Genomic DNA, 14879 nt, shown 5'->3' with positions numbered 1-14879 from the left:
CCTTGCACATCACCATTAGCAATAAAAGGCTGACCAGGGCCTTGGAAGTGGTCTCCATCGTGCCTTGGATCAACAAGGCGTGCACAATGGTACCAAGGCTTGTCACCAGTGCCAGGGTGACGTGAATTCGACGCCAATTTCCAGGGTTCAAAAAAGCCGTCGCCGAAATGCAAGCATCATAGCTGCAACAAGGACGGACCACATGGCCGCAACACCCCAGACCGAGAACGGGGTCGGTGAACGAAACAGCAATGCATCGATCACATCCGGAGGGCTTGTGATCCACAGGCCAACCACGTGCAGTAAAACAGTGGCAACCAAAAGAAGCCCGACCCATTTGTGGATACGCCTGCCCTTTATGCCCTTGGCGCCAGGGACGCCCCCTCCGATTAACAACAGCTGCATCACCACAAGACAAAGGGCTAAGATGCCTGCAAATCCCGCGATGATGTAAATCGGTTCTCGCCAAGCCAAAAGCGGACTGAAACCCGCCGCTGCAAGGGGAATCAGAAAGATGGCTAGCAACCCGCCCCAAATCAGTACGGCACGCAGCCGATCAAACCGCGATGGGCTCATCATGGTCAGGCTGGCGTAAGTACAAAATGGGCTTCCAGGTGTTTGTCTCGGGCACTTGACATGACTGGCCGCAAGAAAACGGTTTCATATTCGCCACTGTCATAGGCCAAATGACCGTGTGGCTGCCCAAATGCCGGTACAATTTGCGGCATCTCAAGTCGGAATACTCCATCTGCGTCCGTCAGCGTTGCCCCATGACTATGCGGGTCTCGTTCGTGTCCTTCGGTGGTGTGCGCCCAAATCTGAATGCGCTGGCCAGCGAGCGGTGCGCCGTCCCCGGCCCTTCTGACTGTGCCGCTCATCCAGAAACCACCATTGCCAATCCGCTCGACGATCGGAGCACCCGAGAGGTAGTTGTTTGAACCGCCGCGCATGGACCGGGTCGGCTTCAAACTTGCCGCGCCAACTGAAGATCGAAAACCAGAGGCTCCTAATCCGGCCAGAGCTCCGCCAGTGGCCAAAAAGGCGCGTCGAGAGAAACGGACAAATGACATACGATACCTCCCTGCAAGGTGTTTGCCGTATAGGACAGCCGACTTTCACTTGATACCTTAGCGCGGATTTTCAAAATTTCGAGTTGGAAGGCCTGTTCGGTCCTCGCCCGGCTTCAACATGATGTGAATGAGGTCGACTTTAAGAGATCAGCTCTACGGCACATCCCAGTCATCATCCGTTGTCACATCACCTATCGCCATCCAGGCGACACGGACGCGAGCGACCCGGCTGTCGGCCCAGGTGCGGAATACGATTTCGAACCCTTCGGCCGTGGCATTCTCTGCCACCACTTCTGCCCGAACGGCGGCCGAGGTGTCCACGTCCCACAACGAAATCCCGACCTGTACGGCTGGTGTCGATCTAAATTCCTGGTCAAATACCACGGCGTGACGCCGCTCGCGCGTGCCCGATCCAGTCCACATTTCTCCATTGTTTTCAAAATCTGCAAAAATCTGCTCATCGCCTTGGGCGATACCTACGGGATGGGTTTTGAAAGTTCTCATACGTCTAACTGGTCTAAAGATTACGATCCCCATTGTCAGAAAAACTCTGGCGACAACAAGGCACAAAAAAACCGACCCTGTGACAGGGCCGGTTCTTTCAATTTCATTTCACATGCGCTCAGAGGCTCATGTGGTCGCCCAGGGCTTCCATGTCGGCGAGCAGCTTGGCTGCTTCGTCGACGATCGAGGGGTGCTCTGCTGCTGCCTCATGGGCGCCGCGAGCCTCAGCGATCAGCTCATCCAGATGTGCGCGGGTCACCTCGTCCATCGGGATGGCTTTTTCAGCCAGTACCGACAGACCGTCGCCGTTGATCTGGGCAAAACCGCCAGTCACCAGATACTCGGTGGTACCTTCAGGACCTTCGGCCTTGAGCACACCAGGGCGCAAGGTGGTGATGGTCGGAGCATGATCGGGCATAGCCGTCATGTCCCCGTCCGCACCCGGGATCTGGACCGCGCTGACCTGAAGCGAAGCAAGGCTCCGCTCCGGGCTGACGAGGTCGAATTGCATCGTGTTTGCCATCAGGGATACTCCTTAGGCAGCTTCTGCGGCCATCTTCTCGGCTTTGGCGATCACTTCGTCGATGCCGCCAACCATGAGGAAGGCTGCTTCGGGGAGGTGGTCGTATTCACCGGCCACAACTGCTTTGAACGACGCAATGGTGACATCCAGGGGAACCTGAACACCCGGCGAACCGGTAAACACCTGAGCAACGTCAAACGGCTGCGACATGAAACGCTCGATCTTACGAGCGCGCGAAACGGTCATCTTATCCTCTTCGGACAGTTCGTCCATGCCGAGGATGGCGATGATGTCCTGCAGCGACTTGTAGCGCTGGAGGATCTGCTGAACGTCGGTCGCAACCTTGTAGTGCTCTTCACCAACGATGGCCGGGTCAAGCAGACGCGAGGTCGAGTCGAGCGGGTCAACAGCCGGGTAGATACCTTTTTCCGAGATCGCACGGTTCAGAACGGTTGTCGCGTCCAGGTGTGCAAACGAGGTTGCAGGCGCAGGGTCGGTCAAGTCATCCGCAGGAACGTAAACGGCCTGAACGGAGGTGATCGAACCGGACTTGGTCGAGGTGATGCGTTCCTGCATCGCGCCCATGTCGGTCGCCAGCGTCGGCTGATAGCCCACAGCCGAAGGAATACGGCCCAGCAGAGCCGAAACTTCGGAACCGGCCTGAGTGAAGCGGAAGATGTTGTCGACAAAGAACAGAACGTCAGCACCGGTCGCATCACGGAACTGTTCCGCCAGGGTCAGACCCGACAGAGCAATACGCATACGCGCACCCGGAGGCTCGTTCATCTGGCCGTAAACCAGGGCGATTTTGGATTCGCTCAGGTTTTCGGGAACGATAACGCCGGATTCGATCATCTCGTGGTACAGGTCGTTACCTTCACGAGTACGCTCACCAACACCCGCGAACACGGACACACCCGAGTGCACTTTTGCGATGTTGTTGATCAGTTCCATGATCAGAACGGTTTTACCAACGCCGGCACCGCCGAACAGGCCGATTTTACCGCCTTTGGCGTAGGGCGCCAGCAGGTCGACGACCTTGATGCCGGTGACCAGAACTTCGGATTCAGTTGCCTGATCCGCGAAATCCGGTGCGTCCTGGTGGATCGCGCGGGTTTCGTCGGTTTCAACGGGGCCCTTTTCGTCGATGGGCTCGCCCACAACGTTCAGAATACGGCCCAGGGTTGCGTTGCCGACCGGAACTGCGATCGGTGCGCCGGTGTCGGTCACGGCTGCGCCGCGAACCAGACCTTCGGTCGCGTCCATCGCAATGGTACGGACAGTGTTTTCGCCCAGGTGCTGTGCAACCTCCAAAACCAGCTTCTTGCCGTTGTTGGTGGTGTCCAGCGCGTTCAGAATTTCAGGCAGTGCGTCATCGAACTGGACGTCAACGACGGCCCCGATGATCTGTGTGACTTTGCCTTGTGCATTCGCCATTTTGTGTCTCCGGTTTCTTACAGCGCTTCGGCGCCGGAAATAATTTCAATCAGCTCGTTGGTGATCACGGCCTGACGCGAACGGTTGAACTGGATCGTCAGCTTGTCGATCATTTCACCCGCGTTGCGTGTCGCGTTGTCCATTGCGGACATCCGTGCACCTTGTTCCGAGGCCCCGTTTTCGAGCAGAGCCGAGAAGATCGCGGTCGCAACCCCCTTGGGCAGCAAGTCGGCCAGGATGGCCTCTTCGCTGGGCTCGTAATCGAAGATCGCGCCACCGTCGTCTCCACCTTCGGTCTCATCGAACGAGGCAGGGATGATTTGCTGCGCTGTTGGGATTTGCGAGACGACGTTTTCGAACTTCGAGAAGAAGATCGTCGCGACGTCAAAGTCCCCGGCATCGAAACGGGCCAGCACATCCTTTGCGATGTCTTGCGCGTTGGCATAACCAAGACGCTTGACGTCGCTCAGGTCGACGTGACCCACGAACATATCGCCATAATCGCGCTTGATCGCATCGCGACCTTTTTTGCCGACCGTCAGGATTTTCACCGTCTTGCCTTTTGCGCGCAGCTCGTCCGCTTTGGCGCGGGCAAGTTTGGCGATGTTGCCGTTAAAGCCGCCGCATAGACCGCGTTCGGCTGTCATTACGACCAGCAGGTGCACATCATCACTGCCCGTACCACGGAGCAGCTTGGGGGCGCTGTCGCTACCCCCGACCGAAGCCGCCAGCCCCGCCATCACGGTGTTGAACCGTTCGGCATAGGGACGTGCGCTTTCGGCAGATTCCTGGGCGCGGCGCAGTTTTGCAGCCGCGACCATCTGCATGGCCTTGGTGATCTTGCGGGTCGATTTGACCGACTCGATCCTGTTCTTAAGGTCCTTAAGATTTGGCATTGCCGCGTCTCCTTAGGCGAAGGTTGCGGCGTATTCGTCCAGCGCAGCCTTGATCTTGTCGGACGCATCACCCTTGATCTTAGGATCTTCGTTGGTGATCCATTCCAGCAGGTCAGCGTGCTTGCCACGCAGGTGCGCCAGCAGGCCAGCCTCGTAGCGGCCCACATCGGTCACTTCGATCTTGTCGAGGTAGCCGTTGGTGCCTGCGAAGATGACGCAAACGATTTCCGCGTTGGTCAGCGGCGAATACTGCGGCTGTTTCATCAGCTCGGTCAGACGCGCGCCACGGTTCAGCAGCTGCTGAGTTGCGGCGTCAAGGTCGGAACCAAACTGAGCAAAGGCCGCCATTTCGCGGTACTGAGCCAGTTCCAGCTTAACCGGACCAGCAACCGATTTCATCGAGTTGGTCTGAGCCGAGGAACCCACACGCGAAACCGACAGACCGGTGTTCACAGCAGGACGGATGCCCTGGTAGAACAGTTCGGTTTCTAGGAAGATCTGGCCGTCGGTGATCGAAATCACGTTGGTCGGAATAAACGCCGAAACGTCGCCGCCTTGGGTTTCGATGACGGGCAGAGCTGTCAGCGAACCGGCACCGAAGTCTTCGTTCAGCTTCGCCGAACGCTCCAGCAGGCGCGAGTGGAGGTAGAAAACGTCGCCAGGATAAGCTTCACGTCCGGGCGGACGACGCAGCAGCAGCGACATCTGACGATACGAAACGGCCTGCTTGGACAAGTCATCGTAGATGATCAGGGCGTGCTTGCCGTTGTCACGGAAGAATTCGGCCATCGCGGTCGCAGCGTAAGGCGCCAGGAACTGCATAGGTGCCGGGTCGGACGCGGTCGCAGCAACAACGATCGAGTAGTCAATCGCGCCGGACTCTTCCAGTTTCTTCACCAGCTGAGCAACAGTCGAACGCTTCTGACCAACAGCAACGTACACACAGTACAGTTTCTTGCTCTCATCATCGCCAGCGGCGTCGTTGACCGACTTCTGGTTCAGGATGGTGTCGAGGGCAACAGCAGTTTTCCCGGTCTGACGGTCACCAATGATCAGCTCGCGCTGGCCACGGCCAATCGGGATCATCGCGTCAACCGATTTCAGGCCGGTTGCCATCGGCTCGTGAACCGATTTACGCGGGATGATGCCCGGCGCTTTGACGTCTGCAACGCCGCGCTCGGTGGATTCGATAGGGCCTTTGCCGTCCAGGGGTTGCCCAGGCCGTCAACAACGCGACCCAGCAGACCGGTGCCGATTGGCACGTCCACGATCGAGTTGGTACGCTTGACTGTGTCACCTTCTTTGATGTCACGGTCGGAACCGAAGATAACCACACCGACGTTGTCGCTTTCCAGGTTCAGCGCCATACCCATGATGCCGCCGGGGAATTCAACCATTTCACCGGCCTGAACATTGTCGAGGCCGTAAACGCGGGCGATACCGTCGCCGACGCTCAGTACGCGACCGATTTCGGCCACTTCTGCGTCCTGACCAAAGTTCTTGATCTGGTCCTTCAGGATTGCAGAAATCTCTGCAGCTTGGATACCCATTTATCCGACCTCTTTCATTGCATTCTGGAGGGAGTTGAGCTTGGAGCGGATCGACGTGTCGATCATCTTTGAGCCCACTTTAACGACAAGACCGCCGACGAGATCCTCATCAACGGTCGCATTGATAGTCACGGTTTTGCCCACGCGCTCGGACAGCGTCTTGGACAGTTTTTCGAGTTGGGTCTTGGTCAGCGCCTTGGCCGATGCGACATCTGCAGTCACTTCGCCACGGGCCTCTGCCAGAGCCTCGCGCAGCGCGGTCAGCAACTGCGGCACGACGAACAGGCGACGCTTTTGCGCCATCAGACCCAGCGAGTTCGTTAGAACCGGATCCAGACCCATCTTTTTGGCGACAGCCGCGATGGCGGCTTCTTGGTCGACACGAGATACAAGCGGCGACGCAATCAGGTCGCGCAGATCAGCGCTGTCTGCCAAAGCAGCAACCAGATCGTTGATGCCGGTTTCCAGACCGTCGAGGTTGTTGTTCTCTTTCGCGATCTCAAAGATCGCGGTGGCATAGCGCTCGGCAATGCCTGCGGAAATCGAAGCTGGTTCGGACACGTCCACCCTTCCGATACGTTGGCCCCGCAACTGCCCGAAGTGGCAACACGGGGGCGTGAAGAAACCCCGCCGTGGCGGCAGGGCATCAAATTCTTGGGGGATGTAGCAGAGCGTTTGCGACCTAGCAATAACCTATAGCGGTAACAGATTTATCCACATATTGTTTACTTTCAATACCTTAACAAAACTGCGACCGTTTGTGTCGGGTCGTGGGGTTGAAAAATGTTACCAATTTGCAGGTTTTTGCGATTCCTGTGACAGATTTCATGCAGTCTGCCGCGAAACTGGCACAGCCGATAGGTCCAGTTTCGAACGAAATCCGCTCCAACCTGCGCAATAATTGTCAGGCGGGTTTAGGAATAGGATTGGACAGCCCTTCGAGGATGCGAATGCGGCTTGGCACCTTGTCCTTGATCCCGGCCCCGCGAGGTGGATGCAGGCGCTTGGAGACCTCGACCAGAAATACACCACCGGCCATGATTGTCGGCATCCGCGTGCCCGAGCGCTCGAGCAGCGGGCCGGATTTTAGCCAGAAGCGCTTGAACGAAGGTGGATGATAGAGCGCCGAGCAATGGAATTCGACCTCGAACTCGTGCTTGCGCAACTGAGCTTCCAACTGAGTGAGCGTGTATGGCCGACCGAAACCAAACGGCGTCTTGTCCGACCGTGACCAAAGGCCTGCCCGGTTCGGCACCACAAACAGCGCCCTGCCCCCCGGGCCCAGAACCCGCCAGCATTCATCCAGCAGATCCGAGGGCCGCTCGGACGTTTCGAGCCCATGCATCACGATCAGCCGGTCGATGTGTCCCGTTTCAATTGGCCAGAGCGTTTCCTCGACAAGGACCGAAACATTGGGCTGCCCCGCAGGCCAAGCCATGACCCCTTGCGGCCCAGGCATCAACCCAATCACCCTGCGCGCATCGCCCAGATAAGGCCGCAACAAAGGCACAGCAAAGCCAAAGCCTGCAATCGTCTGTCCGGTCGCCTTTGGCCAAATTGCCTGTACGCGGCCGCGCACAGCTGCCTGCGCCGCCCGCCCCAACGTGCTGCGGTAATAGAAATTCCTAAGATCCTGCACATCAAGATGCATTGCGGACGCCCGTATGATCGGCCAAGCTGCGGGACAGTTTAGCAACGAAAGGTCAAAAGGCCATGCCTCTCGAGATCGTCACCATACCCTGCCTCTCTGACAACTATGCCTTTCTGGCCCATGATCACGCAAGCGGTGAAACCGCCCTTGTGGACGCGCCCGAAGCCGGGCCTATTGTGGCCGAGCTTGAAGCGCGCGGCTGGACGCTCAGCCATGTGTTGTTGACCCACCACCATTGGGACCATGTGGACGGTCTGGGCGACATTCTGGCCAAACATCCCGCAAAGGTCATCGGTGCCGCCACAGACGCGCACCGCCTGCCCGCCTTGGATGCCCAAGTGAATGACGGCGACAGTTTCAACTTTGGTGGTGAGACGGTGCATGTCATGGACGTCTCGGGTCACACGGTCGGCCACATCGCTTTTCACATGCCCGCTAGCGCCGTTTTGTTTACCGCTGATAGCCTGATGGCGCTTGGCTGTGGCCGGTTGTTCGAAGGTACGCCGGATCAAATGTGGGCCTCGCTGTGCAAGATGGCCGCACTGCCCCCTGAAACCACCGTCTGCTCGGGACATGAATATACCCAGTCGAACGCTGCTTTTGCTGTCACCATCGAGCCCGAAAATGCCGACCTTCAGGCCCGCGCCGCCGACATCGCCCAAGCCCGCACAGCCGGAACCCCGACCGTTCCGTCGTCTTTGGCCCTGGAATTGGCAACTAACCCCTTTCTCCGCGCCGCAGAGCCAGGTATTGCCGCCAATCTAGGCATGACAGGCGCCGATCCGGCTGCTGTGTTTGCCGAAATCCGATCGCGCAAGGACAATTTCTGACCCTGCTACCCTACGGATCACAACAACAGTCACAACAAATGTGACCGCTAAATGAAAGAAAACCCTTGAAGCCGGGCAAACATCAACCAAACTCTAATACTATGAGGACATGGTTGGCTGTTGGGGGTGCCTCCTTCCCACGCCCCGCCCGACCCAAGACAGAGGAGCACCCGCGTGCCTTCATTCTCGAGCACACTTGAACAAGCCATTCACGCAGCCTTGGCCGCTGCCAACGAACGGCGTCACGAATTTGCCACGCTAGAGCATCTGCTTCTGGCCCTTCTGGACGAGCCCGATGCGGTGCGCGTCATGAAGGCCTGCAGCGTGGACCTGAACGAGCTTCGCAGCACCCTGGTCGAGTTCATCGACGAGGATTTGTCGAACCTTGTCACGGACATAGACGGATCCGAGGCGGTTCCTACTGCCGCCTTCCAGCGCGTGATCCAGCGCGCAGCGATCCATGTACAGTCGTCGGGTCGCACCGAAGTCACCGGCGCCAACGTGCTGGTTGCGATCTTTGCCGAACGCGAAAGCAATGCCGCCTATTTCCTGCAAGAGCAGGATATGACGCGGTACGACGCGGTGAACTTTATCGCGCACGGCGTGGCCAAGGACCCGGAATTCGGCGAAAACCGCCCCGTGTCAGGTGCAACCGATGCCGAAGAAGAAGTGCACGCCGCCACGACCGAAGGCGAGCAAAAGGAAAGCGCGCTGGCCAAATACTGCGTCGATTTGAACGCCAAATCGCGTGAAGGCGACATTGACCCGCTGATCGGCCGCGATTCCGAAGTGGAACGCTGCATTCAGGTGCTCTGCCGTCGCCGCAAGAACAACCCGCTTTTGGTGGGCGATCCCGGCGTTGGCAAGACGGCGATTGCTGAGGGGCTGGCACGCAAGATCGTCAACGGCAACACGCCCGAGGTTCTGTCGAACACCACGATCTATTCGCTCGACATGGGCGCGCTGCTGGCAGGCACCCGCTATCGCGGTGACTTTGAGGAACGCCTGAAAGCGGTCGTGAACGAGCTAGAAGATCACCCCGATGCGGTGTTGTTCATTGACGAGATCCACACCGTGATAGGTGCAGGTGCGACCTCGGGTGGGGCAATGGACGCGTCAAACCTGCTGAAACCTGCGTTGCAGGGTGGCAAGCTGCGCACCATGGGCTCTACCACGTACAAAGAGTTCCGTCAGCATTTCGAAAAAGACCGCGCGCTGAGCCGCCGGTTCCAGAAAATCGACGTGAGCGAGCCGACGGTCGAGGATAGCATCAAGATCCTGAAGGGATTGAAGCCCTATTTTGAGGAGCATCACGACATCAAATACACTGCGGACGCGATCAAGACCGCCGTGGAACTGTCGGCGCGCTACATCAACGACCGCAAGCTGCCCGACAAGGCCATCGACGTCATTGACGAGGCTGGTGCGGCGCAACATCTGGTCGCCGAAAGCAAGCGGCGCAAGACCATTGGTGTCAAAGAGATCGAGGCTGTAGTGGCCAAAATCGCGCGCATCCCGCCCAAGAACGTCACCAAGGACGATGCCGAGGTGCTCAAGGATCTGGAGGCCAGCCTGAAACGCGTGGTCTTTGGTCAAGACAAGGCGATCGAAGCCCTGTCGAGCGCCATCAAACTGGCGCGCGCGGGCCTTCGGGAGCCTGAAAAACCCATCGGAAACTACCTGTTCGCGGGCCCAACCGGCGTCGGCAAAACAGAGGTCGCCAAGCAACTGGCCGACACCTTGGGTGTCGAATTGCTGCGCTTTGATATGTCCGAGTACATGGAGAAGCACGCCGTCAGTCGTCTGATTGGTGCACCTCCGGGCTATGTCGGGTTCGACCAGGGCGGCATGCTAACCGATGGTGTCGATCAGCACCCGCACTGTGTGCTGCTTCTCGACGAGATCGAAAAGGCGCACCCGGATGTCTTCAACATCCTGCTACAGGTCATGGACCATGGCGAGTTGACCGATCACAACGGCCGCACGGTGAATTTCCGGAACGTCGTGCTGATCATGACGTCAAATGCAGGGGCCGCCGAGCAAGCCAGAGCCGCAATTGGATTTGGACGCGATAGACGTGAGGGTGAGGACACAGCCGCCATTGAACGCACGTTCACACCTGAATTCCGCAACCGTCTGGATGCCGTGATCTCTTTTGCACCGTTGCCAAAAGAGGTTATCCTGCAGGTTGTTGAGAAATTTGTGCTGCAATTGGAAGCTCAACTCATGGATCGTAACGTGTCGATTGAATTGACACGTCCTGCGGCGGAATGGCTGGCCGACAAAGGATATGACGACAAGATGGGTGCAAGACCCCTGGGCCGTGTGATCCAGGAGCACATAAAAAAACCGCTCGCAGAAGAGTTGCTGTTCGGCAAACTCTCCAAAGGCGGGGTCGTGCGCGTCAGTATCAAGGACGGCGAGTTGAACCTACAGATCGACGGGCCGGATAAGCCACGAATTTCGGGCGACAAACCGCCTTTGTTGACAGCGGATTGATGCGTGCAACACTGACTACACTAACATTGCTCGCCGCATGTCCAGCGGCGAGCGACCCCGTATTGACCGTGCCAGTCGATTGTATTCTCGGCGAAACCTGTCACATCCAGCAGTATGTGGACCGCGACCCAAACAGCGGATATCGCGATTATCTATGCGGTACGCTGGCCTATGATGGCCACAAAGGCACCGACTTCTCACTACCAACGTTCAAAGCGATGCAAGATGGAGTGAATGTGCTTGCCGCCGCTCCCGGTGTAGTTCGCGGAACCCGCGATGGGATGAAGGATCAACTTTACACTCGCGCCACTGCTGATGCCATAAAGGGCAAGGAATGTGGCAATGGCGTTGTCGTGCGCCATGAAGATGGCTGGGAAACACAGTATTGCCACTTGAAGGAAGGGTCTGTTCGGGTACGCACCGGTGACCGGGTAAAACGCGGCACTGTCCTTGGCGAAATCGGTTTGAGCGGCAAAACCCAATTCCCCCATCTGCATCTTTCGGTTCGAGAGAACGGCACTGTTGTCGACCCGTTCAATACTGGCGATGTTCGGGAATGTGGCGTCCAAGGCGAAAGCTTGTGGCACGACACACCCGATTACCACCCCGGCGCTCTGATCGAGGCAGGTTTCACAGATCACCTCCCGGAGTATCAGGCCGTGCGAGACGGCACAGCACGAAAGAGCGAATTACCTGCGACCGCAGGTGGTCTGGTACTTTATGGATTTGCTTACGGTGGTCAGCAAGGCGACGTCGTGCGGATCGAAATCATTGACCCTAACGGGCGTCCGATCGGTAGTGAAGACACCTATTTGGGCAAGAACCAAGCGCTTTTCTTTCGCGCCTATGGTAAACGTCTGACGTCATCCCAATGGCCATCCGGAACTTATGATGGCATCGTGACAATGATCCGCGATGACCAGATGATCAGTCGCACCCAAACACAGGTGACCGTAAACTGATCCAAACGACGATCAGTTTTTCAAAAAACATCCAACAGTTTATCACAGGAGGGCGCCATGCCTAACCAAAGCTATTGCCTGTTAATGGCTCGTTACAACAACTGGCAAAACGACAACCTTTTGGCTTCGGCCGATGCTTTGACCGATGTTGAACGTCAACAAGACCGCGGCGCTTTTTTTGGATCGATCCAACGAACGTTCTCCCATCTGTGCTGGGGCGACACGATTTGGTTCAGCCGGTTTGCCGATATCGCACCTCCGAAACTTGGAATAAAGGATTCAGGCAATTTTCTGCCCGAATGGGATGGTTTCCGGGAATATAGAAAAGAGTTGGACCAGAAGATCCTGCAATGGGCAAAACAGGTACCACCGGAGTGGTTTGACGGAAATCTGAGCTGGTACTCTGGAGCCGTTGAGCGGGAAATAACCCAACCTAAGACCACGTTGGTAATGCAGTTTTTCAACCACCAAACACATCATCGAGGGCAAATCCACGCGATGCTGACGGCAACAGGTACTCGACCGGGTGACACCGATCTGCCGTTCATGCCTGAAAGTTATGCGTCGCTTTGACGAAAACTATTTCTCGGTAAGCTTCAATTCGATTCGCCGGTTTTGGGCACGGGCCTCTGGTGTGTCTTCTGTATTCAGCGGCTGGTACTCACCAAAGCCATTTGCTGAAAGCCGTTCCGGAGGGATCGCTAGAAAGTCCACCATGTATCGCACAACGGAAAGGGCCCTTCCCTGACTCAGTTCCCAGTTGTCGGTATACTTCCCGCTTCCGAACAACGGTATGTTGTCGGTGTGACCATCCACCCTGATAACCCAGTCGATTTCGGCTGGAATTTCTCCGGCAATCGAGCGCAGAATACGCGCGACTTTTCCAATCTCGAACTGACCTTCTGGTGACAGATCGGCGCTGCCGGGATCAAACAGAACCTCGGATGAAAAGACAAAGCGGTCTCCTTCAATCCGAACACCTTCCTGATCTCCTAAAAGCCCACGCAAGCGGCCAAAGAACTCCGAGCGGTATTGCTCCAAGTCTTTTGCCTGCGCCTCAAGCGCGCGAGCTTCCTCTTCAAGTGCCTGCGCTTCCGCCTCAAGCCGTTTGCGTTCGGCTTCTTCAAGCAGGCGACGTTTGCGTTCTTCGGATGCGGCACGGGCCAAAGCTGCATTCAGATCCTGACCCAGTGTCTGTAACTGGACCTGTGCAGCCACATCACGTTCCTTGAAATCATCCAGCAGGGCCTGCAGCCCTCCCAATTGGGTCCTGAGCGCCGCGACCTGTTGATTCAAAAGTGCGGTTTGCCGTTGCGCTTCGGCTGAAATCTCTTTTTCTTCGGCCAGTGTTTCGCGGGCTTTGGCCAACAGAGCGGCTCGCTCTTCCGCCAGGTTTCTTTGCTCTGTTGCAACCTGGCTGGAGCTGTCTTGGGCATTTAGCGCAGCCAGCAATCGAGCTTGCAATACACCCTGATCTGTTGCCGCAGCCTGCGCGCGTTCCAGAGATTCCAGAGCTTGCAGCAAACGCGCTTCGACAGATGCACGGCTTTCCGACGTGCTCACCACCCGTTCGCGGGCCGCGGACAGATCAGATTGAGCCTGCGCCAACTGGGTTTCCAACCCTGCGATGCGAGTCTCTGATTCCGTTTTGACGCGGGCCAGTTCGTCCTGAACCGCGCGCAGCGTTTCCGAGGCCCGAGTTTCGGCTTCGCTCAATTCCTCTTCGAGCCGAGCGCGGTTTTGTGCGTTTTCGGCCTGTAGACGTTCCAGTTCGGCCTGGTACTCGGATTGTGTCTGCACATTTGCTGCCCGTTGCCGTGCCAGTTCGGCCTCAAGAGCGTCACGTGTTTCGTCCGCCCGAGCCCTCGCTGCAACAAGCTCGGACGAAAGAGCATTTCGCGTTGCGGCACCGTCGGCACGCAACCGATCCAATTCGGCTTCTAAGGCTGAAACGCGGGCCGTGTTTTCAGCCTGGGAAACTTCCATCTGCGCGAGCACACGGGTTAACCTTTCGGCCAGTTCATCTCGTTCCCGACCCTGAGCTTGTGCGATTTCGATCTTCTCGAGCGCTTCTGCCAACTCTTGCTGCAATGCATCGCGCGCAACATCCGCCGCCGCCAAAAGCGTCAACGTATCCTCGGCCTCTTTGCGCTGCTGTTCCAAAGCAAGCGTCATCGCGGTAAGCTCCGCATCCGCATTTTGCAACCGGGCACGCAGGGCTTCGGCGGCAGCGGCTTCGGTCAAACGCGCGGCTTCTTCGTCTGTCAGCTGTGTTTCCAGCGAAGATATCTTGTCAGAATTTTGCTCGCTTTCGGCACGCAGGTCTGCCACCAAAGCTTCAAGCGCCTCGCGGCGCGCTGCCGCCAAACGTGCCGCTTCGGTCTGCGCGTCGATCTCGCTGCGGGATTGCGCGAGGGCAAGGTTCAAAGCCTCTTGTTCGGACAGCAATTCAACACGGGCCTGATCAAGGGCATCCCGTTCTTGTCGCAATGAGGCGATGTCGGATAGAGCGCGATCGCGATCAGCCAGAAGCGCTGCGACCTGTGCCTCGAAACCGGTAATCTGAGTTTGGGCCTCGGCCAATGCTGCCCGTTGCTGTTCTCGCTCCTGGGTTAATGTATCGATGATCGATGCGCGCTCAGCCAGTTCAGCCTGCGCCGCATCCAGATTGTCTTGCGCTTGATTCAGAGTCGAATTCAATGCACCCAAGCGGGCCTCTAGCTGGTTGCTCTCACGCTCTTCCAATCCCAACGCAAGAGCCAGTGCCGAGACTTCGTCAGACAGTGCGTCCAACTCATTTTCTTGACCAGAAATAGTCTCTCGCAATACAAACTGCACCACCATGAAAATGGTGAGAACGAACATCAACACCAGCAAAAGTCCGGTCATCGCGTCCACGAATCCGGGCCAGATCGACCCTTGGAATCGTTGACCCGTGCGACGAGACAGGGGCATCG

13 protein-coding genes and 1 pseudogene are annotated in these 14879 nt (G+C 57.3%); 4 read left to right on the top strand and 10 right to left on the bottom strand.

Features of this window, described 5'->3' with window-relative positions; genetic code table 11:
* Positions 1-147: 147 nt before the first annotated feature.
* The 9 genes and pseudogenes from ACZ1HE_RS07015 to ACZ1HE_RS06975 all read right to left on the bottom strand — a co-directional run bounded on the left by ACZ1HE_RS07015 (position 148) and on the right by ACZ1HE_RS06975 (position 7631).
* Entirely contained in the window at positions 148-579 is a 432-nt protein-coding gene (locus ACZ1HE_RS07015) for a hypothetical protein (protein ID WP_472620134.1), read from the bottom strand.
* 2 nt (positions 580-581) lie between these two features.
* Positions 582-1070, bottom strand: a complete 489-nt coding sequence (locus tag ACZ1HE_RS07010) for a twin-arginine translocation pathway signal (RefSeq protein WP_472620133.1) — start codon at positions 1068-1070, stop codon at positions 582-584.
* 153 nt (positions 1071-1223) lie between these two features.
* On the bottom strand, positions 1224-1574 hold the full coding sequence (locus ACZ1HE_RS07005; protein WP_472620132.1) for an H-type lectin domain-containing protein: 351 nt from the start codon (positions 1572-1574) through the stop codon (positions 1224-1226).
* 118 nt (positions 1575-1692) lie between these two features.
* Positions 1693-2097, bottom strand: a complete 405-nt coding sequence (locus ACZ1HE_RS07000) for a F0F1 ATP synthase subunit epsilon (protein WP_472620131.1) — start codon at positions 2095-2097, stop codon at positions 1693-1695.
* A gap of 12 nt (positions 2098-2109) precedes the next feature.
* Positions 2110-3534 carry a F0F1 ATP synthase subunit beta gene (gene atpD, locus ACZ1HE_RS06995; RefSeq protein ID WP_461405284.1) on the bottom strand — a complete coding sequence of 475 codons (1425 nt, stop codon included), beginning with the start codon at positions 3532-3534 and terminating at the stop codon, positions 2110-2112.
* A 17-nt stretch (positions 3535-3551) separates the two neighbouring features.
* On the bottom strand, positions 3552-4430 hold the full coding sequence (locus ACZ1HE_RS06990) for a F0F1 ATP synthase subunit gamma (RefSeq protein ID WP_472620130.1): 879 nt from the start codon (positions 4428-4430) through the stop codon (positions 3552-3554).
* A 12-nt stretch (positions 4431-4442) separates the two neighbouring features.
* Positions 4443-5980, bottom strand: a pseudogene (gene atpA, locus ACZ1HE_RS06985) (F0F1 ATP synthase subunit alpha).
* Positions 5981-6541, bottom strand: coding sequence for a F0F1 ATP synthase subunit delta (locus ACZ1HE_RS06980; protein ID WP_472620129.1), 561 nt, complete (start codon positions 6539-6541; stop codon positions 5981-5983).
* Between the two features lie 343 nt (positions 6542-6884).
* Positions 6885-7631: a methyltransferase domain-containing protein gene (locus ACZ1HE_RS06975; RefSeq protein WP_472620128.1), complete on the bottom strand. Its 747-nt coding sequence runs from the start codon at positions 7629-7631 to the stop codon at positions 6885-6887.
* A gap of 62 nt (positions 7632-7693) precedes the next feature.
* Here ACZ1HE_RS06975 and gloB point away from each other — a divergent pair, with 62 nt between their 5' ends.
* The 4 genes from gloB (at position 7694) to ACZ1HE_RS06955 (ending at position 12495) form a co-directional block, all read left to right on the top strand.
* Positions 7694-8461 carry a hydroxyacylglutathione hydrolase gene (gene gloB / locus ACZ1HE_RS06970; protein ID WP_472620127.1) on the top strand — a complete coding sequence of 256 codons (768 nt, stop codon included), beginning with the start codon at positions 7694-7696 and terminating at the stop codon, positions 8459-8461.
* Positions 8462-8635: 174 nt separating this feature from the next.
* Positions 8636-10960 carry an ATP-dependent Clp protease ATP-binding subunit ClpA gene (gene clpA / locus ACZ1HE_RS06965; protein ID WP_472620126.1) on the top strand — a complete coding sequence of 775 codons (2325 nt, stop codon included), beginning with the start codon at positions 8636-8638 and terminating at the stop codon, positions 10958-10960.
* Positions 10960-11922: a M23 family metallopeptidase gene (locus ACZ1HE_RS06960; RefSeq protein WP_472620125.1), complete on the top strand. Its 963-nt coding sequence runs from the start codon at positions 10960-10962 to the stop codon at positions 11920-11922. The genes clpA and ACZ1HE_RS06960 overlap by 1 nt, the downstream gene beginning before the upstream one ends.
* A 57-nt stretch (positions 11923-11979) precedes the next feature.
* Positions 11980-12495: a DinB family protein gene (locus tag ACZ1HE_RS06955; RefSeq protein WP_472620124.1), complete on the top strand. Its 516-nt coding sequence runs from the start codon at positions 11980-11982 to the stop codon at positions 12493-12495.
* A gap of 6 nt (positions 12496-12501) precedes the next feature.
* On the opposite strand, the gene ACZ1HE_RS06950 is transcribed toward ACZ1HE_RS06955, so the two are convergent.
* Positions 12502-14877, bottom strand: coding sequence for a peptidoglycan -binding protein (locus tag ACZ1HE_RS06950; protein WP_472620123.1), 2376 nt, complete (start codon positions 14875-14877; stop codon positions 12502-12504).
* Positions 14878-14879 lie beyond the last annotated feature (2 nt).

Source organism: Falsiruegeria sp. JB4-1 (assembly GCF_055693495.1).
This window is presented reverse-complemented; position numbering and strand designations above follow the sequence as displayed.

Coding starts and splice junctions, on each gene's coding strand:
- ACZ1HE_RS06975 (WP_472620128.1), bottom strand. CDS start 7,631: ATGCATCTTGATGTGCAGGATCTTAGGAATTTCTATTACCGCAGCACG.
- ACZ1HE_RS07015 (WP_472620134.1), bottom strand. CDS start 579: ATGATGAGCCCATCGCGGTTTGATCGGCTGCGTGCCGTACTGATTTGG.
- ACZ1HE_RS06955 (WP_472620124.1), top strand. CDS start 11,980: ATGCCTAACCAAAGCTATTGCCTGTTAATGGCTCGTTACAACAACTGG.
- ACZ1HE_RS07010 (WP_472620133.1), bottom strand. CDS start 1,070: ATGTCATTTGTCCGTTTCTCTCGACGCGCCTTTTTGGCCACTGGCGGA.
- ACZ1HE_RS06960 (WP_472620125.1), top strand. CDS start 10,960: ATGCGTGCAACACTGACTACACTAACATTGCTCGCCGCATGTCCAGCG.
- gloB (WP_472620127.1), top strand. CDS start 7,694: ATGCCTCTCGAGATCGTCACCATACCCTGCCTCTCTGACAACTATGCC.
- atpD (WP_461405284.1), bottom strand. CDS start 3,534: ATGGCGAATGCACAAGGCAAAGTCACACAGATCATCGGGGCCGTCGTT.
- ACZ1HE_RS07005 (WP_472620132.1), bottom strand. CDS start 1,574: ATGAGAACTTTCAAAACCCATCCCGTAGGTATCGCCCAAGGCGATGAG.
- ACZ1HE_RS06990 (WP_472620130.1), bottom strand. CDS start 4,430: ATGCCAAATCTTAAGGACCTTAAGAACAGGATCGAGTCGGTCAAATCG.
- ACZ1HE_RS07000 (WP_472620131.1), bottom strand. CDS start 2,097: ATGGCAAACACGATGCAATTCGACCTCGTCAGCCCGGAGCGGAGCCTT.
- ACZ1HE_RS06950 (WP_472620123.1), bottom strand. CDS start 14,877: ATGCCCCTGTCTCGTCGCACGGGTCAACGATTCCAAGGGTCGATCTGG.